Source organism: Rhodococcus sp. 1R11 (assembly GCF_004563845.1).
In the GTDB taxonomy this organism is placed as follows: domain Bacteria; phylum Actinomycetota; class Actinomycetes; order Mycobacteriales; family Mycobacteriaceae; genus Rhodococcoides.
Genome location: NZ_SPNG01000003.1, coordinates 376,141 through 395,065, shown reverse-complemented (window position 1 = coordinate 395,065; position 18,925 = coordinate 376,141). Strand labels below are relative to the sequence as shown.

Here is an 18,925-nt window from a genome sequence, read left to right as displayed (position 1 = left end):
GTCCGTCATCGGCCTTCCGCCGCGCGTACGCGTGCGGCCTCGCGGACCGCGCCGACATTCGCCTTGCCCTGCCGCGAGCCGGCGAGCTTGGCGGCGATGTGATCACGGACCGACACCGGCTCGTACGCCAGGCCGGAATCCGCGTCGAGGTGCGACGGCAAGGTGGAGATCACCGCGCCGACGTTGCCGTCGTGGAAGAACGCCGCCGACCGCCGACGCACGATGGTGCCGTCGACGACCGGTGGCTTGACGCGATGGAGAGTGGACAGCCACCGGTCGTTGGTCAACCGCGCAGTCAGATCCCCCAGATTCACCAACAGCGCTCCGTCGCGAGGAGCGACGTCGTGCCACACGTGGTCGGTTCCCAGCACCTGAAGGCCTGCCACCTGGTCGGCCCACAACACCGTCACGATCCCGAAATCGGTGTGCTCTCCCATCCCGGTGAGTTCTCCGTCCAGGGTCACCGTGCCCTCGGGCAGGGCGTAGTTGTTCATCCGCAGCACATCGATCGAGTGGTCGGTGAGGTTGTCGAAGAAGTCGGCCGGGAGTTCGAGCGCGGCAGCGAAGATGTCGGTGAGAGTGCGGGCGACCCGTGATGCCTCGGCGAAATACCTGTCGACATCGCGGCGGAAATCGGGCAGCTCGTCGGGCCAGACGTTGATCCCGTAATCCGACTCGTCCAGGTCCAGGGAGTCGAAGGACCGCGCTTCGACCCCCACGTTGAACGCTTCGAAGAAGTCGTTCATCCGTGACGCCGACTCGACTCCCACAGTGAGGCTCAGTGATTCGCTCTTGGGTGGGCTGTACCCGCGATTCGCATCGGGTATCCGGTACTCGTTCTTGGTCTCCGGCGGCAAGGCGAAGAACGAGTCGATGGCTCGGGCCAGACCGTCGAACACATCGTCTGCGATGCCGTGTCCGATGATCTGCATGAATCCGGAACGGGTGCAGGCGTCGTCGATCTCGGCCACCACACGAGTTCGGGCCGCCGCGTCGTCGGTTCTGCCCGAGGCGAAGGGGCCGATGTCGATCGTGGGGATCTCGAACTCGTGTGCACGGTGATCGGACATCGGCGTTCACACTCCTGTAGTCCTGGCTGCTGAGCGACAATTTACCGCCTCAGCACGCATTCTCGCGCGTCGACGTCTCGGAAGCGATCCGGCGTGGGTCGTTCTCGGGCAGTGACTCGATGAGCACGCGACGCGGATGCGACGACGGTCCGGTGATCAGATACTTCTGACCGGGTCGCACTCGGGCGGCCTCTGCGACCAGATCTGGATCGGCCGGTGTCCCCGTATCGTTCTCTCGCAGAGCGTCGTTCTCTCGCAGTGCGTCGGCGACGATGCGGCGTGGGTCGTACTGCTTGAGGTCCAACGACTCCCACTCGCTGCGCCGTAGCGGAACGCCCATCTCGGCCTCCGCTGTGCTGCGGGTGCTGTCGACGAAGTGCCGGAGCGTGCGCACCGCCCGTCCGAGTCGGTGGGCGTAGCCGGGCAGTCGTTGCGGACCGAGGACGAACCCCGCAATGATCGCGACGAGGAACAATTTCTCGAATGTCAGGCCGAACATGATGAATTCTCCTGTGCAATAGCACGTCTGGACGATCGTCTGTCGTGTATCTCGGTGATCGCGAGAGCCGCGCCGAACAGGGTGACCATCGGCAGCGCGACGAGGAACATGGACAGCACGTCGGCTGCGGGGGTGACCAGCGCGCTGAACAGTGCGATCGCCACCACGCTGACCCGCCAACTGCTGCGCAGTCTGTGCGCGGAGACGACCCCGAGGCAGTTCAGCATCACCAACACTGCCGGCAGGACGAAGGCGATACCGGTTGCCAGCACGATCTTCATGACGAAATCGACGTAGTACGACGCGTTGAGGATGGTGCTGTCCTCGTTGGAGGAGAAGCCCGCGAGCACGCTCACCATTCGAGGGAAAATGGTGAACCCGAACGCGCACCCGGCGACGAACAGTGGGGTGGCAGCCGCGGAGAAACCGAGAACGTACTTCTTCTCGCGACGGGTCAATCCTGGAGTGAGATAAGCGAAGATCTCCCGCAACCACACCGGACTCGACACGATGATCCCGGTGAACAGTGCGATCCGCAGCTGGAGATCGAATGCGCCCGTCACGGTCTCGAAGTTGAGGCTGGCCTGGCGGGACAGCGCCAGTTCCTCGACGGGGTCGCGGAGGATGTCGAGACTCCGATCGGAGGTCGCGAAGCCGATCACGACGCCGACGAGCAGCGACACCGCCGCACGGATCGCACGTCGACGTGCCTCGCGCACATGCCCGGCAAGGGGCATCGCACCCCGAACGGCGGTGGCTGCAGTCATGATGCGTGTCGGTACGGAACCGGGACCGAGACGTCGTCGGGCGTCGCCGATGCCTTCGCTTTGTCTTCACGCACTTCGTCTTTGAGGATGCGTATCGACTGGCCGACACCCTTGGCGAGCGAGGGGAGCTTGGTCGAACCGAACACGAGCAGAACGATGGCGAGGACGACCAGGGCGTGCCATCCAGTGAGGTTGTGCAGCATGATGTTTCCTTCGATAGGTAGTGTCAGGGGGCAGGGTCAGTTGGTGGGAGCGGTGCCGCTTCCGGCAGGTCCGCCGCCCATCGCGGGTCGACCGCCACCCCCGCCTCTACCGAAAGACCCTGCGCTCGTGGCGGGTTCGGTGGTGGTGTCGATCGCGACTGCCAGCGAACCGACGTAGCCGCTCGTGGGGTCGCCGGTGAAGGTGCCCATCTCCAGGTCGTAGCCGTCACCGAATACGTTGTCGTTGTCGAGACTGCCGAGCTGGGCCAGGTTGGTCGAAGAGCCCGGATAGGTGTCGAGCTGGTAGATGTCGTTCAGGATCTCCTGCGGAAAGGCGACCTGCGACGTGGCAACTGCGTTCTCCGCGTTTGTTGCCGACGCTGCGTCGGGGTAGACCTCGAAGTGCATGTGCGTCCAGCGGCCGGAGTAGCAGCCGGGCACGATGGTGTCGAAGGTGGCGCTCCCGCTCGCATCGGCCGTCTGCACGCCGCGCAGGTACGTCTCGTCCTCGGCACCCTCGGAGTACATCGAGTACTTGCCGTTCGCGTCGCACTGCCACAGGTACACCGCTGCCCCCTCGAAGGGGCGGTTGTCGTTCGCCATGTCGGTGAGTGTGAACGTGAACGATAGGGGGACACCGCTGACCGTGGTGCCGCCGTCGAGGCTCGACATCACGTCTCGGCGAACGATTCCCGATTCTTCGAGAACGTTGACGCCGTTGGTGCCGTCGGCGGGATACGGGCCGTTGGTCTCCTGTGGAATCTCGCTCGTGGCCGAGGCGGCGGTCGCCGTCGTCGATGCAGCTGTGGTGGTGGTACTTCCGGCGTTCGACGTACTCGAGCACGCCGCGAGGGCAAGTGCGCCGGCACCGGCTCCGACGATGCTCAGAACACGGCGGCGGGTCAGAAGGGTGGTGATGTCGAAAGCGGCACCCTGATCGACCACCTCCTCGTCGGGACGGTCGAGCAGTCGACCTTCGTACGCGGGTCCGTCGGGGGTGTTCGTGGGTTCGGGAATGCGAGGCATCGCGCTGTGTCTCCTTCGATGTGGCACTGGATGTTTCGGTAGTGCCAATACTCTGCGGAGTTCCGGGGAGAACCTTGGGCTCCGGCTGGGAGGTTCCTGGGAGGCCGATTTCGCGGTTCAGGAAAGCTAAGGCTAACCTCTAGTCACTACCCCGACATACAGGACTTTTGATGACTCATCGTGTACTGACCAGCCTCGCTGCCGCGGTGCTCACCTCACTCGCCCTGGTGAGCTGCAGCTCGTCCGATGCCGACAACGCTTCCGCCCCCGCCGCGTCGTCCACCGACTCGTTTCCATTGACCGTGCAACACATGTACGGCGAGACCACACTCGACGCCGTGCCCGAGCGAATTGCCACCTGGGGCTTCGGCACCACCGATGCCGTGCTCGCATTGGGCGTGGTGCCGGTGGCCATGCCGTCGGCCGAATACGGCGGCGGCGACGACCTGATCTATCCGTGGATTTCCGACGCCATCGACGCGAGCGGTGGTCCCGCTCCGACGTTGCTGGACAACGTCACCGATGCGCTGACGGTCGAGAAGGTGCTCGCCGCCGACCCCGACGTTCTGCTGGCCCCGCATTCGGGTCTGACCCAGGCCGAGTACGACGCGGTGACCGACGCCGGAATCCCCGTCATCGCCCCGCCGGAAGAGCTGTGGTCGACGCCGTGGCGCGACGTCATCACCACCACGGGCGACGTGCTGGGCGTGCCGGACCGGGCTCGTGATCTCGTGGCCGATCTGGACAAGCAGGTCACCGATGCAGGCTCGCAACACCCCGAGTTCGAGGGCCGCACAATCGCTTACGTGTCCGAGGCCGCAGATGTCTACTACCTGCTGCTGCCCTCCGACCCGCGGGTGGAGTTGCTCGAAAATCTCGGCTTCACCTCGGACCCGTCGGTGACGGCCCTGGCAAATGGCGACTCGACGTTCTCGACCACCGTATCGGCGGAGAACATCTCGAAGATCGATGCCGACGTGGTGTTCACCCAGGTCGACACCGATGCCGCACTGGCCGAATTCACGGGTTCACCGGTGACGCGGCAGATTCCGGCGGTCGCCGGGGGAGCAGTGGCCGGATTCGTGGGCCAGGAAGCCGGTGCCGCAGTAGGCCCGACGGCTCTGTCGATTCCGTACTTTCTGCCCACCCTCGTCGACGGACTTGCTCGGGCTACCGAGGTGGCCGGGAGCTGATTCAGGAGGGGTGCCGGGCGGCGCTCCGGCACCTGTCCCTCAAAGCACCGACGACCTGCGTGTAGCCGTCGCATCGGTGGATTGACCTCCGTCGAGTTCTCAACGGTGTTCTCGGCGAACACGTTTGACGCCGTACAAATTTTCGTCCGCGCGGGCGAGGATGTCCGAGACCGGCTCTTGTGGGTCGGTGGACTCGGCTGTTCCGACACTTGCGTAGGGCAACGACTGGGTGGTGACCCGGACGAATTCGTCGACCACGTCATGGCCGTGACCGGTCAGCAGCGCAGCGAACTCGTCACCGCCCAGACGTGCAATCACTGCGTCGGGGGGAGCGGCGCGTGTCCAGGACTGCGCCAGATCGATCAGCAATTCGTCACCCGCGCGATGTCCGCCCGAATCGTTGACGGCTTTGAAGTCGTCCACGTCGACGATCACCACCGCGACCGGAAGCCCCGCAGCCCTGTTGCCGGCCACCTCCGCCGCGGCCATCTCCCATCCCGCCCGGTTGAACACTCCGGTCAGAGGATCGGTGCACGACGCCACGATGAGAGCCTTGGTCACCACACCGAACGCCTCGCCTGCGGCGATCACCGCAACACCGAAGATCAGGTACGAAATCGGGTACATCGGAGCAGGGGACACCCACACCGCCGACAGCACACTGACCACGAGCATGCCGACCAGTGCTCTGCCGGGCCCGTCACGATGGAACGCCCGGATGTACATCGCCAGAAACATCGCCGCGATCAGACACTGGCTCTGCGCCGCCGCGAGCCGATGGAACGCCATCACGGCGGGTGTCGCCACCATCGCCGCGGCCAACGCGAGCCGGAGCGCCACCGCGGTACCGGGTCGAACCCACAGCATCACGACACCGGACGTTCCCAAACAGACAGCCACGACACCGCCGGTGACGTCGGACGTCACCCGATCGCCGTGAGGCAGCAACGTCAAGATCACCCCGGTTGCATACAGACCGGTCGTGGCCAGCAGGAAGTACCTCAGCAGCCGCGTCCGTAGACCCGCCGTGCCATGCACCGAACTCGGATGCAGAACGTGAGGGAACGAGGGCATAGTCGATACCCTGCCAGGACGTCGCAGACGTGTCTCGGCCACGACCCGCCGTTCCCTAGTTGCGACGACTTTCGCGCGTGGGCGGGTCGAGCGCCGACGGTCGAAGCCGCCACACAGCGTGCCGGCTTTCCCGGCTGATCAAGTGGTCGACACAACAGGTACGGGGCGGTCGGGTAACGCCAGGGGCTCGGCAGCGATGATGAGCTGTGTCTCCGGGTCGAAACAGGCAGCCGGCGAGCGCGGGGTCGGTGGTGATGGACTCGCGTCGTCGTGTTCTGTCGTCCCTTCTCGCCGTACAGCTGGCGCTCTATTCGGCGGCGTTCGTCGCATCCTGGACCGATACCAACGGCGCAGGGGCTGTGGGGGAGATGCGGGCCGCAGTCGTCGCTGCGGTGGGGTTTGCCGCGATCCTGTCTCGTCGGCCCGGCCCGGTGCGGCAGGGGATAGCCATTGCATGTGCGGCACTGGCTCCAGCGCTGACGATGCTGTCCCACGAGTACCTCGCTGCCCAGGTGTGGGCGTTGATTCCCGCAATGTTTCTCGCGCTTTACCTGCGGGCGACGTACCCCGTCGTCGTGGCTCGGATCCTGTGTGTGGCGCTGGCTCTGCTGTCGGCCACTGCATTGCTGCTCGCGCCCGCCCCGGCACCGATGCTGTGGGGCGCGCTCTACGTCGTGTGCATTCTCGCGGCGGCCGAGGTGTTCGGCGCTCTCGGTGCCGCCCTGATCGCCGGCGCTCTGCGTGACCCTCTGACCGGAGTGTTCAACCGCGCCGGTGCCGTCGACGCGGCGACGAATCTCGCTGCCCGAGCGGCCCGTCGATCGGAGAACATCGCCGCCATCGTGTTCGATGTCGACTACTTCAAAGCCGTCAACGACCGGGACGGCCATGCTGCGGGCGACCGCATTCTCATGGGGCTCGCCGACACGCTGACGGAGAAAGCTCCGGGCGGAAGTGTGATCGCCCGGCTCGGCGGCGACGAGTTCATAGTCCTCGTCGCCGGCCTCGACGCGGTGCAGATCGACGCTCTCGCACGGGAGCTCGTCGACGGTCATGTCGTCACGGTCACGTACGGCATCGCCGTCGGTTCCCCGGGACCCGACGTACTCGACGCGCTGACCCAGGTGGCCGACGCCGACATGTACCGCCGAAAGATGCTCCGCCGCAAGGGTTGACAGCGCTGCGTCAGGGCAGGATGGAATCGACGTAACCGCCGTCGACCCGCAGAGCGCCACCGGTAGTGGCGGACGCCTGCTCCGAGCTCAGGTAGACGATCATGTTGCCGACTTCCTCGGGCTCGATCAGTCTGCCTATCAACGAGTTCGGGCGGTGGTTCTTCATGAACGTCGCCTGGGCCTCGTCCCACGGGAGCTCGTCGCCGACGAGCTCGGCCACGAAATCCTCGACACCGCCGGTATGGGTGGGGCCGACGATGACGGAATTGACCGTAACTCCAGTTCCGGCAGCAGCTTTGGCGAATCCGCGGCTCACGGCCAGCAGTGCGGTCTTGGTCATGCCGTAGTGGATCATCTCCTCGGGAATGACCACGGCGGAGTCGCTACAGATGTTCTGCACTCGACCCCAACCGAATTTCATCATCCCGGGCAGATAGGTGCGGATCAGGCGGACGGCCGAGAGCACGTTCACCTCGAAATAGCGTCGCCATTCGTCGTCGTCGATCTCGAGGGCGGGCTTGGACCCGAAGATACCGAGGTTGTTGACGAGGATGTCGACCGCGGGGACGCGTGCAGTGAGTTGCTCGACGCCCTCCGCAGTGGCGAGGTCGGCGGCGAGCCCGATGACACGCGCGCCCGGAACGGTATCGAGTATCTGCTGCTCGGCCTTGTCCACGGTGGCCTGCGAGCGCCCGTTGACCACCACGCGGGCACCCGACCGTGCGAGCGCCGTTGCGATCGCCAGGCCGATTCCCTGCGTTGACCCGGACACCAATGCGGTGCGTCCGTCGAGATCGATGTTCATGAAGCCTCCTCGTAGTGTTTGTATGCAGCCTACGCAGTTATAACGCGTATGCAACTAAATCGGGATTAGCACTCTTGGGCGTCGAGTGCCAAAATGGAGGGGCATACTTCAATGCAACAAACCCCAGCTCAGCGAGCCTGAGGAAGGAGAGAACAGTGACAGTGACATCCCCCGATTTCGACGCTCACGACATGGACGACGTGCCGCCGCGGTGGTGGAATCGGCATATTCGCACTCGCGCGCAGGTGACCGAGATCGCCGTGATGTTCGGCGCTCTGTCGATCGTGTCGTTCTGGGCCGCCGGCCTCGGCGTCGTAGCCGGTCTGATCGCCATCGTGTCTGCGCTATGGGCGGATCGAAGCCCGGATCTCTCCGGGGCGCGCGCCGAACGCAGCGATACCGCGCTCGCCATCGGCACCGGGGCCGTCGGCGTCCTCATCGGTCTCGGCTTTCTGTCGATGGTGCTGCCGCACTGGTGAGGTAAGGACCCCTGGCGAAAGCCGGTCGACGATTCGTCGGCCGGCTTTCGTCGTCTTCGGCAACATTTCGGTAAGTATCTGCGACGGTCCGTTGCACTAATGGGATTTATATGTGACGCTCTGTAGCGTAAAGATTGTTCGGGACGCAGGCGGAAGGACCACCATGACTGCAGTCGACGACGCACGAACGCACTACCGAGACACCCTGCACTCCTTGTCGACGGCATCGGTGCACCAGCACTTCGACGCTTTCCTCGACATTCCCTGGGACGAGCCCGAGTACGCGATCGTTCCCAACGATCCCCGGTGGGTACTCCCGGACGAGGATCCTCTCGGTCACACCGATTGGTACAAGTCGCTTCCCCTGGATCGGCAGATTCACATCGGCATGTATCGCCAGGCCAGCATGGTCAAGGTGGGACTGCAGTTCGAGCAGATCCTCATCAGCGGCCTCATGCAATACGCGCTGACGTTGCCCAACGACTCACCGGAATTCCGGTATTCGACGCACGAGGCCACCGAAGAGTGCCACCACACCCAGATGTTCCAGGAGTTGGTGAACCGCATCGGTATCGACGTGCCCGGCGGGCCCGCATGGTTTCGCAAGATCATTCCGATGCTCACGGTGTTCGCCAGCCGTTCGGCACCGTTCGGGTTCTTCGTCGGAGTACTCGCGGGTGAAGAACCGATCGACCACATGCAGAAGGGCATTCTGCGCAGCGGTGCCGTCGGCCACCCGTTGGTGATGCGCGTGATGCAGATTCACATCGCCGAGGAAGCCCGCCACATCGGCTTCGCGCATCAGTATTTGCGGTACAAGGCTCCTCGTCTCGGTCCCTTCGAGAAGGCATCGATCTCGGTACTCACGCCCGTCATCATGCGGCTGCTGTGCGACGTCATCATGAAGCCGAGCAAGCAGATGCGACGCGACCTCGACATCCCCGACGAGGTAGTCGATGCGGTGTGGTGGAACAGCGAGCCGTCACGAAAGGCATTGCGCGACACATTCGGTGACGTTCGCATGCTCGCCGGCGAATTGGGACTGATGAACCGCGTCTCCAAGCGGGTGTGGCGCGCCCTCGGAATCGACGGCCGACCGTCCCGTTACCGCAGCGAACCGTCGTTCGGCTGAGCTGTCAGTTGATCGGTGACCGATTCGAGAGGGACTTGGGGTATCGCGATTCCGCGGGATGCCCCAAGTCCTTTGACTTGCAGCCAGATGGTGTCGGCCAAGAACGTGGCGAAATGATCCAGCCCGGTACGTGATTCGGTCTGCCCGCTCCAACTCCGTACTGCGCCCATGCATCCGGAGACCAGGCCCGCGACCCACGGACGCACCAGCGACCAATCCTCGGGCGACAGATCCGCATGTACCAACGCGAGGAACGCCGCGACGCTGACCTCCAACTGCTCGGCGAGCAGGGCGTTGGTCTCCTCGAGCGGGCTGGGCGACTCGGCACTGACATCCTGCTCGACGAAACGCGTCCACGCGGGATGCTCGGCGACCCAGCGGACATAGGTACTCACCACGCGATGCACCACATCGCGTGGTGTACCTGTCAACGCGAACGAGGCGACCAGCGACGCGCTCAACTGCTTGCAGATGGCACGCTGAATTGCAGTGTCGAGATCGGTGCGGTCGTTGAAATACCGGTAGAGGCCGGTGCGATGAACGCCCGCCTCGGCCGAGATCTGTGCAGTGGTCAGCCGCTCCCCGGGAGCGATGTCACGGGCCAGTACCGTCATCGCGGCCTCGATGATGTGGCGTCGACGATCGGTGTTGTGCTGTTCCCACCGCCGCTTGCGGCCATCGGCCTTCGGTCGTGCGCCACCGTCACTCATGCTGCATGGTCTCATGTTCGACGGGCTGCTGTGGGCGCGTTGGGGTTCGGAGGTCACTCGTGCGGGGGTTCACCGGTGACCTTGTGATCGGCGAAATTGAGGCCCTCCCGTACCAGCCGAGCGAGATGGCCGTCGGCGAGGTTGTAGATGACGTTGCGCCCGTCGCGGCGCGTCTCGACCAGTCCGGTGAAGCGGAGCTTGGCCAGATGCTGGCTCACGGCAGTACGGGAGGTGCCGGTGGCCGCGGTCAATGCGCTCACGTCGGCGGGGCCGCGATCGAGGAGCCAGAGAATGTGCAGCCGAGTGGGATCGGACAGCATGCGGAACGTGTCGGTCGCCGTCGCCAGTCGCGCGGAATCGGGTTGTGCCTCGTGATGGAGACTGATGCGCTGTACCTTCTTCGGTGGCATCGAGGTGTCTCCTTTGTGGACGGCGTCTCCTCATGCGGAGGCGGCGACCGGGATTCGGGAGCGACTCCACAGGCGTGCTGCGGACAGTGCCGCAAGTGTAGCCAAGGCCGTGAGCACCGTCGCCGCGGCGAGCAGTCCGAACTGCGCCCCGACCCAACCGGCCAACGGATACGTGAGCAGAAACGCCGCATGGGACAGGGAGAACTGAGCAGCGAAGATCGAGGTTCGGCTGTGTTCGTCCGACTCTCGTCGCAAGATCCTCGCCGACGGCGTGTTGATCAGCGAGGTGCCGATACCCAGGATCGACCACGTGATCGCCAGAGCGGTCCACGCGGTCGGCCCGCCGCCGAGGGTGGCGACGAGTGCTGCGGCTGCGGTGCCGACGACAGCGACGGCGGCACCGGCGAGCATGAGGCGATGGTCGGAGATCCGCTCGAGGGCTCTCGGAACGAGCAGCGCCGCCGCCATCGACCCCGCACCGAAACAGCCGAGGGCGACGGCCAATTGGGTGCTCGAGCCGCCGAACAGATCACGAACGTAGACAACGGTATTGACGAGGACGAGAGCCGTGGCTGCGGCGACCACGGTGTTCAGTGCCAGCAGGCCCTGCAGTTCCCGCTGCCGGACGAAAGCCGCGATGCCGTCGAATGGGTTCTTGTGTGGCAATGCAGCGTATTTCGGCAGTGCTGTGCCGATCACCATCGCTGCGGAGACGACGAACCCCACCGCCGTCCCGACGAACAGGGTGTGGAAGGTGACGACCGTCAGCAGTGCGGCGGCGATCAGCGGGCTCACCAGTGATTCGAGGTCGTAGGCCAGGCGGGAGAGCGTGAGCGCGCGGGTGTACTGCTGCTCGTCCGGCACGACGGACGGGATCGTGGCCTGAAAGATGGGCGTGAACGTGGCCGACGCCGCCTGCAGCACGAAAATCAGAACGTAGACCTGCCATACCTGATCGACGAAGGGAAGCGCCAGCGCGGTGAGCGCTCGGATGGCGTCCGCGGCGACGAGGACGAGCTTGCGCGGCAACGTGCTAACCAGTGACGAAACAATCGGCGCGACAACCACATACGAAACCATCTTGATCGCCAGTGCGGTACCGAGGACGGCTCCGGCGGCGCTGCCGGCTATGTCGTAGGCCAGGAGCCCGAGCGCCACCGTCAGCAACCCGGTGCCCACGAGCGCGACCACCTGCGCGGTGAACAGGCGTCGAAAAGTGTGATTGTGCCGAAGCATGCGTTCACTGTACATACGAGTGCGCACTTGCGCACTCATATGTTTTATTGAAGATGCACCGACGAACGCCCCACGAAGGGGCTATTTTCTGTAGCGTTGTCGGTTGTCGGCTCAACGAATATCCAGGGGTGGTCAATGGCCGATCAGCGCACGTATCCAGTGGGGCAACTGGCATGCGCCATCGATCAGCTGCCGTCGATGATCGGCTACTGGGACAGCTCGGAGCGCAACGTCTTCGCCAACAAGGTCTATGCCGATTACTTCGGCATCGAGCCGGCGCGCCTGGTCGGTATGCACATCAGCGAGCTCCTCGGTGAGGGACTGTACGAACTGAACAAGCCCTTCATCTCGGGAGCGCTCGCCGGCGAGCAGCAACAGTTCTACCGCACACTCATCGACGTCAACGGCGTCGTACGCGTCACCCAAGCCACCTACGTCCCCGATGTCGTCGACGGCAGCGTCGTCGGATTCACGGCAATGGTCGTCGACGTCAGCGCCCGTGCCGAGGCAGAACGCGAACGCGACCGTGCCGTCCGCCTCTTCCAGATCGCCATGGAGTACGCACCCATCGGCAAAGCGCTACTGACGATCGACGGCCGCTGGCTGCAAGTGAACAAAGCACTGTGCGATCTCCTCGGATACACCTCGGAAGAACTGCTGCAGAACAGCTTTCGAGACCTGACACATCCCGACGACATCGCGATGGCAGACCAACACCTCGCCGGTCTGGCCGACGGGACGTTCACCAGCGTGGCATCGGAGAAGAGATACATCCGCAAGGACGGAGCCACCATCTGGGTCCAGCGGAACGCGACCGTGGTACGAGACATCGACGACGGCGACATAATCATCGCCCAGATCCAGGACATCACCGCCCGGAAGGAAGTCGAGGCGGCACTCGAACGCCAACTACTGATCGACGACCTGACCGGCCTGGCCAATCGCCGACGGTTGATGGCAGAACTCCAGGCCCTCAAGGAAGCCGACAGTGGTAACCCAGTCGGAATCCTGTTCGTCGACGTCGACTCCTTCAAATCCGTCAACGACCGATACGGCCACGCAGTAGGCGACCGACTGCTCGCCGCCATCGGAGCCCGCATCCGCGCCAACCTCCGCGCCGGAGACATCGCCTGCCGCACCGGAGGCGACGAATTCGTCGCTCTGCTGCGCAGCTCCCGATCGGCCGACGGCGTCGAACGCCTCGCCGCCCGAGTGCGAATGCTATTGGCCGGCCCCTACCTCATCGAGGGTGTTCCGGTACCCGCCTCGGTCAGCGTCGGATGGAGCTGGGACAAACCCGTCAGCCCCGAAAAACTTCTCCTCATCGCCGACGAACGCATGTACTCGTCGAAACGAAGCTGACCCCTCGTGCGGCTCCCCATTACGGATCAATGTGGCTTGCAGTCGCTTGCAGTGCAACAAAGTCGCATTGATCCGCCGGTAGGGGGTGAGCGGCGAGGTGCGGGTCCGGATCGTTCGCAAACGCGCGCGCACTTGGCAGAAAACCCCGGAATGGTGTGGCAATTATGGGAGCGTTCGGCAGACGCGCGCGCGTTTGCGAAGGTCCGCGAGAGCGTGGACCTTTGCCAGAGCGACGTAGACGCCCCTGTTGCGGAAGGCCTCGATCTACTCCAGTCGGCGTACGAGTCGGATACGAGGGTGGTGCCTCACAGTCGTGTCGGATGTGCTCCAAGTGTCGGTGCGGGAGCAGGGTCTGGCTTCTTGCGCGAATCGACCCGATACGCGAGATAGAGATACAGGAAACCGGTGACGGTGCCGCCGAGGCATCCCGCTGCGATATCGAGGGCTGTTGATCCGGAATTGACCAATAACTGCAGGAGGAGGAAGCCGACACCGACTGCGGGAGTGAGGGCGAGTGCATTGATGTAATCGGCCCGGGTTGCGCCGCACTTCTTACTCAATGCGCCGGTCATGACCCACTCGCGAAATGGCTTCTGCATCTCAGGCTCCTCGTATGGGTCTGATTTGTCCCGTTCAGCCAGGATACCGGAGAGTTGGTTTAGGTAGGGTTCGAGTTATGCGCGCTGTTGTCTTCCTGGCTGTACTCGCGATCATCTACAAATTGCCGGTGTTCGGTGACAGCCCTGGCCACTGGTCGGCCCTGACACAGGGAATCATGTTCGGCGCGATCATCAGCACCGTCGCCACTCCCACGGGATGGAAGGCCATCCGCCGCACGAACGAACGGGTGCGGTCATAGGTCGATGCCCGTGGAGGGTCGGCGTGGCAGCGCAAACGCGAGCGCATTCGTCAGGTGCGCGCGGATTCGTCGCCAACTTCGCCCGCCGGAGAGGGTTATTCGACAAAAGCGCGCGCGTTTGCGGAGGGGTTCAGTCTCGTTTCGTGACTCAGCCGGAGCAGTTCGGCGTGCTCGACCGCGCCGTCTCTGAATCTGAAGTAAGGACGGCTATCGGGCGGTGGTGAATCGGGTGCAGATAGCCGCGCTCAGCGCGGTCAGCTGCACCCGATTCAAGGGTCGTGAGGCCATGTGTTTGGGTGAGTCCCATGGACTGGGTCGGCAGAGAGCTGTGCGTGGCCGCGGGGAGCGGCGCAGTCACGCTGCGGTACTCATCGCGCCGGTCATCGACGACAATTGGTGGGATCTGACTATCCCTTCCGTACTAGGCGGAATCGTTGGACTGCTGGTGGGATTCGCGGCAGTGGTCGGGGGAAAGTACGCACTGAAGACTGCGGTGCCGTGGCCACCGAGCGGCCGCAAACAATGGCGACACAGATTTGCCCTGTGCACTGCGGCAGTGGTGACACTATTCGTTGCCGGACTCTCGGCATGGGCAAGCGCTGCCTCGGGGATGGTCGCTTCGGACACCGCGGAGCCGCCGATACAGCTGATGGTGACGGTTGGGTTGAGCGCAATCAGTTACGTATTCGCGTACTTCCTTGCGCCCGAGGTCAACTGACTCCGGCCGGAGAGCGGTTCAGTCCGATTCAGTGAACGAGCCGCAGTTCGGCCTCATTTGCAGGCCTCGTGATCGTCGAACGCGCCCACGAATCCGCAGGCAACATCGCGCGGGACTCTCCACTGATCGTCATAGCGCACAAAGGGAATCGGTCCGACGGGGTAACCCTCCATACTTCGGACCATCCCGACACCCATGGCCTCGACCGAGTCGGGACCGGTCGAAGCGACGGTTGTGAACTCGATGTGTTGCGGATCCGGCTGAGCACCCCAAGCGCGTGCGAGCCGCACGTTGTTCTCGGCCGGCCCGTCGAACAATCGAGCTCGATCTTCTTCGCGAATCGAGTAGTCGACGCTCGCCGCGAACAGAGACGTCAGCTGGGCTGCTGTCGGCACATCATCGGTGATGGGCGGCGGCGGAGGGGCGAATTGCGTCGGTCTGACCGATGCGACTGGCGACTTCGGCTCGTCCACTTCGACGGGGGAGCAGGCGCAGGCGAGCAACACCACAGCGACCGCGCTCAATCCGACAAGTTTCACCGGCCCAGTATGAACCGAAACAGCATGGTGGGTAGGTGAATCGGCGTCAGATACCCGACGTCGTCAGGCGCCGGTTGTGTTGGGCGGTGATTACCAGTACTGGGATAGCGATCGGCAGGATCAGAGCCGCGGCCGGAAGAGCGAGAGCAGCAGGATTGACGGGGATGTCCCAGACCGTGACAGCCACTATCCACGCGCTCGCGACGGCTACGGCCTGGGCACCCACTCGGATGGCCGTCACGTTCCGCGGGGAACGCACCGCGAATTTGCCGATGGTCACCGGCAGATAGTGGCCCTCGTTCACCTGTGACAGCTGCAGCGTCGCGACAGTCATCATGGCCGCGCTGATGGCGGCTAGCAGCAGGCCGAGAAACAACATGCTCAGTACGATACGCAAACTTGTGGCCCTAGGCTGCTGGTATGACTGCCGCTGCGAATTCCGATGCGACCCGCCGTCGGGTGCCGTCCTGGTTAAGAGAGTTGACGGTTCTGGTCGTGGTCGCACTGTTGCTGAGTGTGCTGCTGCAAACATTCGTCGGCCGTGTCTATCTCATACCCTCGCAGTCCATGGAACCCACGCTGCACGGCTGTCCCGGTTGCACGGGCGATCGAATCGTGGTGGACAAGATGACGTTTCGATTCGCCGACCCACAGCCGGGTGATGTGGTGGTGTTCAAGGCTCCGACGGAGTCGTGGAACAGGGGATACAGCTCGAGCCGATCGAGCAATGCGGCAGTGAAGGCGTTGCAGGACGTGGGATCGTGGGCCGGACTCGTCGCGCCCGACGAGAACGACCTCGTGAAACGGGTCATCGCAACAGGCGGGCAAACCGTCCAGTGTTGCGATGTGCAGGGAAGAGTCGAGGTCGACGGGCAGCCACTCGACGAGCCCTACATCGCGTTCGACTTCCCCTACGACGCGGACACGCTCACCTGCGCAACCGTTCCGCAGTCCGGTCGCTGTTTCGGGCCGGTCACCGTACCTGCCCGCAATCTGTGGATGATGGGCGACAACCGAAGCGGCTCAGCCGATTCCAGAGCACACTCTCGTGACGAGCTGGGCGGAACGGTCCCTATCGGGAACGTAATCGGCAAGGCCAGATTCATCGTGCTGCCACCGTCGAGATGGGGAACCATCGATTCGCCTGCGATACAGCGCTGATCAACTACGCATTCCCACGATCCCGTCGAGAGCAGCGTCTTCAGAACCCGAGATCGCGCTTACGGCGCTCGCGTTCGATTCGCCGCTGTTCCTCGGCGCGTTCGCGGCATTGCCGGAGGAATTCGGCATCCGCTTCCGGATTCTGGGCGGCCTGACGCCCGGGCCGCGTCTCGTACTCGGGATACGCAGAGTTGCTCGCGCGACCGTAACCGGACCCGCCCGCACCTCCCCAAATTCCGGCACCGACTGGCCTGCCCGCAACGAGCCAGGCCAACGACCCAGCGAACGGGAGGAAGACGATAAGCAGGATCCAGACGATCTTGGGCAGATAGCGGATGCCACCCTCGTCTGCGGTGATCGCGTCGATCAGACAGAACACCCACAGCAGCATGACCAGCAAACCGAAATACGGCATTGTGTCCCTCCATGTCCAAGACCGCTCGGTCCGATGTATCGAAGATCGTAGCGCTGTCCTCACGATTTCGACAGACGAGTCGGTTTGGAAATCTGGGGCGGGGGCTCGGACACGGCCGGATGCAGCGTCAATGACCTTGGCAGTAGATGTACAGAGATGATCGCTGCCCATCCCTGGTGAGCAGGACGGTCACCGGATCTGTCGTGCTCTTCGGCTCGGCAGAGGTGGACAGCATCTCCGACTCACACGTGAAGTTCACGCTCGTCCAGCTGCCAGGGGGCACCGACTGGCACGTGAAGGGACGAAGCGGAGGATAAGACGGGTTGGCCGCCGACGGCGTGAGCCCGTTGCCGAGTTCGTTCGGCGCATCGAATCGAGCCGACCAGGCGGGCTGACCCGAGAACTCCGAATGTGTCGCACCCTGCTCGAACGCGAAGCCATCCGGAATTGTGAAGGTTATGCGCTGCAGGTTGTGCGTCACCTCATCGCTGTCCATGGACCTGGGCTTGCCAATCTCGCTGCTGGCGCATGAGGCCAGGAGAACAAGAATGGCAGACGCGCAGAGGAGTTTCCACGAATTGGTCATGGACTCAGCAACATCGGGCGGACACGTGTGCGCCTATCGGCGAGCATCGTCACGGCCCGCAGTGGGCCTGATCCTCAGGGCGACGAGAACGACGACGAGGGTCACCAGAAACACCGCGGGATAGGTGAACTGGACGGCGAACTCGAATGAGGGTGAGCCCTCGAACATGAAGATTCCGATGGCCTTGATACCGCGGTAGTCGGTGAAGTACCAGGCAATCATCGGCGTGGTCACGGCGATCGGGGCCAGCCAACTCCACCAGGTTCGGCGTCGGTTGGCGTAGTCGAGAGCGAGGACGGTCAGCGGAATGCACCAGACCCAGTGATGGCCCCATGCGAAAGGCGAGACCATCGGCGTGGCCATTCCGCATATCGTCAGGGCCAGCAACGTCTTTCCGGCCGCCTGTGCGCGTGCCGCCACCCACAACGCCAGAGCGGCGACGACGACGGCGAGCACCAGCCACACAGTGAAGGGAGGTGTGTTGCCCGGCCACAGTCGAGCCAACGCGCCATGGATCGACTGGTTGGCGGGCGAGGCCAGTGCGCCGATTCGTTCCGAGTCGATCATCGCCGACGTCCAGAATCTCCACGAATCGGACGGAATCACGATCGCTCCGGCAAGCACGGTCACCGTGAACGCGGCGACCGCGGTGACTGCTGCCCGCCACTGTCTCTGTGCCAGTAGATAAAGCACGAAGAACGCGGGTGTCAGTTTCAATCCTGCAGCAATGCCGACACCCACACCGCGGAGGCGACTGCCCTCGCCGCGGGTGAGATCGAGCAGTACGAGAACCAGTAGAAGCAGGTTGATCTGGCCGAGCCAGATGGTCATGCGAACCGGCTCGAGCCACGTGAGTGCCACTGCCAATCCAACACTGACGAGATACATTGTTGCGCTTCGATATCCGAGCGCGCGCCAGCTCGCGACCACGGCCACGTAGACAAGGAACAGATTGATCGCCTGGACCACCGTTACAGCGGTCGTGACCGAGAGTAGGGCGAGCGGGGCGAAGGCCAATGCCGCGAACGGTGGGTAGGTGAACGGTAGTCCGATGTCGAACAAAGCGAACTCGTATAGCGGCTCGCCATGCTGAACGACGTACGCACCGTGCCGATAGACGATGGTGTCGATTCCGTTACCGAACAGACCGAAGGGGGTCGTCCATCCCAAGAAGTAGGCGTGCGCAACGACCGCGACGCACGCGGCGATCGCGGACGCGAGGAACCAGCGCCAACCCAGCCGGCCGACGCCCGTCGCGTGCACCTCCGGCTGCGTCTCCCGGATGGCCGTTTCATGGTCCTGCTCTGCGCGCCCGTCCGAGTCGGACCGCGCGTAGAGCGGCCGGAAACTGGACGTCGTCATGGCCTACACGATAGATCGTTGTACCTGATACAGGGAACTCGACACGGACAGACCGGTACGTTTTCTGGCCGACGCCGCCGATGGCCATCGGAGAGGACGTCGACCGGGGTGAATGAAATAGTTTTCGGACTAGTGGCGGGCGCG

The 18,925-nt window shown here is 63.8% G+C and carries 24 protein-coding genes; 8 read left to right on the top strand and 16 right to left on the bottom strand.

Going from position 1 to position 18,925, the window contains the following annotated elements; all coding sequences use genetic code 11:
* Positions 1-5: 5 nt before the first annotated feature.
* The 5 genes from E4P29_RS07770 to E4P29_RS07750 are packed head-to-tail and all read right to left on the bottom strand — an operon-like array spanning position 6 to position 3,565.
* Positions 6-1,070, bottom strand: a complete 1,065-nt coding sequence (locus tag E4P29_RS07770) for a 2-oxoglutarate and iron-dependent oxygenase domain-containing protein (protein WP_135043424.1) — start codon at positions 1,068-1,070, stop codon at positions 6-8.
* 49 nt (positions 1,071-1,119) lie between these two features.
* Complete coding sequence (locus tag E4P29_RS07765) at positions 1,120-1,569, bottom strand: preprotein translocase (RefSeq protein WP_135043421.1); 450 nt, start codon at positions 1,567-1,569, stop codon at positions 1,120-1,122.
* Positions 1,557-2,336, bottom strand: a complete 780-nt coding sequence (gene tatC, locus E4P29_RS07760; RefSeq protein ID WP_135043418.1) for a twin-arginine translocase subunit TatC — start codon at positions 2,334-2,336, stop codon at positions 1,557-1,559. Before tatC ends, E4P29_RS07765 begins: the two co-directional genes overlap by 13 nt.
* Positions 2,333-2,539, bottom strand: a complete 207-nt coding sequence (tatA, locus tag E4P29_RS07755) for a twin-arginine translocase TatA/TatE family subunit (RefSeq protein WP_135043415.1) — start codon at positions 2,537-2,539, stop codon at positions 2,333-2,335. The genes tatC and tatA overlap by 4 nt, the downstream gene beginning before the upstream one ends.
* A 36-nt stretch (positions 2,540-2,575) precedes the next feature.
* Entirely contained in the window at positions 2,576-3,565 is a 990-nt protein-coding gene (locus tag E4P29_RS07750; protein WP_135043413.1) for a 3,4-dioxygenase subunit beta, read from the bottom strand.
* A 170-nt stretch (positions 3,566-3,735) separates the two neighbouring features.
* Between E4P29_RS07750 and E4P29_RS07745 the strand changes: the two genes are divergently transcribed.
* Positions 3,736-4,758, top strand: a complete 1,023-nt coding sequence (locus tag E4P29_RS07745; protein ID WP_135043410.1) for an ABC transporter substrate-binding protein — start codon at positions 3,736-3,738, stop codon at positions 4,756-4,758.
* 99 nt (positions 4,759-4,857) lie between these two features.
* Here E4P29_RS07745 and E4P29_RS07740 read toward each other — a convergent pair whose 3' ends face one another.
* Positions 4,858-5,832 carry a GGDEF domain-containing protein gene (locus tag E4P29_RS07740; RefSeq protein WP_135043407.1) on the bottom strand — a complete coding sequence of 325 codons (975 nt, stop codon included), beginning with the start codon at positions 5,830-5,832 and terminating at the stop codon, positions 4,858-4,860.
* Between the two features lie 254 nt (positions 5,833-6,086).
* Here E4P29_RS07740 and E4P29_RS07735 point away from each other — a divergent pair, with 254 nt between their 5' ends.
* Positions 6,087-7,007, top strand: coding sequence for a GGDEF domain-containing protein (locus tag E4P29_RS07735; protein WP_135043404.1), 921 nt, complete (start codon positions 6,087-6,089; stop codon positions 7,005-7,007).
* 10 nt (positions 7,008-7,017) lie between these two features.
* Here E4P29_RS07735 and E4P29_RS07730 read toward each other — a convergent pair whose 3' ends face one another.
* A complete protein-coding gene (locus E4P29_RS07730) occupies positions 7,018-7,812 on the bottom strand; it encodes an SDR family oxidoreductase (RefSeq protein ID WP_135043401.1) in 795 nt (264 codons plus the stop codon).
* A gap of 155 nt (positions 7,813-7,967) precedes the next feature.
* Here E4P29_RS07730 and E4P29_RS07725 point away from each other — a divergent pair, with 155 nt between their 5' ends.
* Together E4P29_RS07725 and E4P29_RS07720 are read left to right on the top strand one after the other, a co-directional pair.
* Positions 7,968-8,291 (top strand): hypothetical protein, encoded by a 324-nt coding sequence (locus E4P29_RS07725; RefSeq protein WP_135043398.1) that lies wholly within the window; start codon positions 7,968-7,970, stop codon positions 8,289-8,291.
* A gap of 163 nt (positions 8,292-8,454) precedes the next feature.
* Positions 8,455-9,423 carry a diiron oxygenase gene (locus E4P29_RS07720; RefSeq protein WP_135043395.1) on the top strand — a complete coding sequence of 323 codons (969 nt, stop codon included), beginning with the start codon at positions 8,455-8,457 and terminating at the stop codon, positions 9,421-9,423.
* Here E4P29_RS07720 and E4P29_RS07715 read toward each other — a convergent pair.
* The 3 genes from E4P29_RS07715 to E4P29_RS07705 are packed head-to-tail and all read right to left on the bottom strand — an operon-like array spanning position 9,396 to position 11,779.
* Positions 9,396-10,133, bottom strand: coding sequence for a TetR/AcrR family transcriptional regulator (locus E4P29_RS07715; RefSeq protein ID WP_167735412.1), 738 nt, complete (start codon positions 10,131-10,133; stop codon positions 9,396-9,398). The two genes, E4P29_RS07720 and E4P29_RS07715, sit on opposite strands and share 28 nt — an antisense overlap.
* Positions 10,134-10,186: 53 nt before the next feature.
* Positions 10,187-10,543: a metalloregulator ArsR/SmtB family transcription factor gene (locus tag E4P29_RS07710; protein WP_135043390.1), complete on the bottom strand. Its 357-nt coding sequence runs from the start codon at positions 10,541-10,543 to the stop codon at positions 10,187-10,189.
* Between the two features lie 30 nt (positions 10,544-10,573).
* Positions 10,574-11,779, bottom strand: coding sequence for an MFS transporter (locus E4P29_RS07705; protein WP_135043387.1), 1,206 nt, complete (start codon positions 11,777-11,779; stop codon positions 10,574-10,576).
* Positions 11,780-11,914: 135 nt separating this feature from the next.
* Between E4P29_RS07705 and E4P29_RS07700 the strand changes: the two genes are divergently transcribed.
* A complete protein-coding gene (locus E4P29_RS07700) occupies positions 11,915-13,141 on the top strand; it encodes a GGDEF domain-containing protein (RefSeq protein ID WP_135043385.1) in 1,227 nt (408 codons plus the stop codon).
* A 305-nt stretch (positions 13,142-13,446) separates the two neighbouring features.
* Here E4P29_RS07700 and E4P29_RS07695 read toward each other — a convergent pair whose 3' ends face one another.
* Positions 13,447-13,740, bottom strand: coding sequence for a hypothetical protein (locus E4P29_RS07695; RefSeq protein WP_135043382.1), 294 nt, complete (start codon positions 13,738-13,740; stop codon positions 13,447-13,449).
* Between the two features lie 77 nt (positions 13,741-13,817).
* On the opposite strand from E4P29_RS07695, the gene E4P29_RS07690 reads away from it, so the two are divergent.
* Positions 13,818-14,000 (top strand): hypothetical protein, encoded by a 183-nt coding sequence (locus E4P29_RS07690; RefSeq protein WP_135043379.1) that lies wholly within the window; start codon positions 13,818-13,820, stop codon positions 13,998-14,000.
* A gap of 217 nt (positions 14,001-14,217) precedes the next feature.
* Positions 14,218-14,718 (top strand): hypothetical protein, encoded by a 501-nt coding sequence (locus E4P29_RS07685; RefSeq protein ID WP_135043377.1) that lies wholly within the window; start codon positions 14,218-14,220, stop codon positions 14,716-14,718.
* Between the two features lie 53 nt (positions 14,719-14,771).
* On the opposite strand, the gene E4P29_RS07680 is transcribed toward E4P29_RS07685, so the two are convergent.
* Both E4P29_RS07680 and E4P29_RS07675 read right to left on the bottom strand, forming a co-directional pair.
* Positions 14,772-15,257, bottom strand: a complete 486-nt coding sequence (locus E4P29_RS07680; protein WP_135043375.1) for a hypothetical protein — start codon at positions 15,255-15,257, stop codon at positions 14,772-14,774.
* A gap of 46 nt (positions 15,258-15,303) precedes the next feature.
* Complete coding sequence (locus E4P29_RS07675; RefSeq protein ID WP_135043372.1) at positions 15,304-15,636, bottom strand: hypothetical protein; 333 nt, start codon at positions 15,634-15,636, stop codon at positions 15,304-15,306.
* A gap of 41 nt (positions 15,637-15,677) precedes the next feature.
* On the opposite strand from E4P29_RS07675, the gene lepB reads away from it, so the two are divergent.
* Positions 15,678-16,418, top strand: coding sequence for a signal peptidase I (lepB, locus tag E4P29_RS07670; protein WP_135043369.1), 741 nt, complete (start codon positions 15,678-15,680; stop codon positions 16,416-16,418).
* Between the two features lie 40 nt (positions 16,419-16,458).
* Here the strand turns inward: lepB and E4P29_RS07665 are convergent, their stop codons facing one another.
* The 3 genes from E4P29_RS07665 to E4P29_RS07655 all read right to left on the bottom strand — a co-directional run bounded on the left by E4P29_RS07665 (position 16,459) and on the right by E4P29_RS07655 (position 18,781).
* On the bottom strand, positions 16,459-16,833 hold the full coding sequence (locus E4P29_RS07665) for a PLD nuclease N-terminal domain-containing protein (RefSeq protein ID WP_135043367.1): 375 nt from the start codon (positions 16,831-16,833) through the stop codon (positions 16,459-16,461).
* Positions 16,834-16,960: 127 nt separating this feature from the next.
* On the bottom strand, positions 16,961-17,419 hold the full coding sequence (locus tag E4P29_RS07660) for a hypothetical protein (protein ID WP_135043364.1): 459 nt from the start codon (positions 17,417-17,419) through the stop codon (positions 16,961-16,963).
* 33 nt (positions 17,420-17,452) lie between these two features.
* Positions 17,453-18,781 carry a glycosyltransferase 87 family protein gene (locus E4P29_RS07655; RefSeq protein WP_135043361.1) on the bottom strand — a complete coding sequence of 443 codons (1,329 nt, stop codon included), beginning with the start codon at positions 18,779-18,781 and terminating at the stop codon, positions 17,453-17,455.
* Positions 18,782-18,925 lie beyond the last annotated feature (144 nt).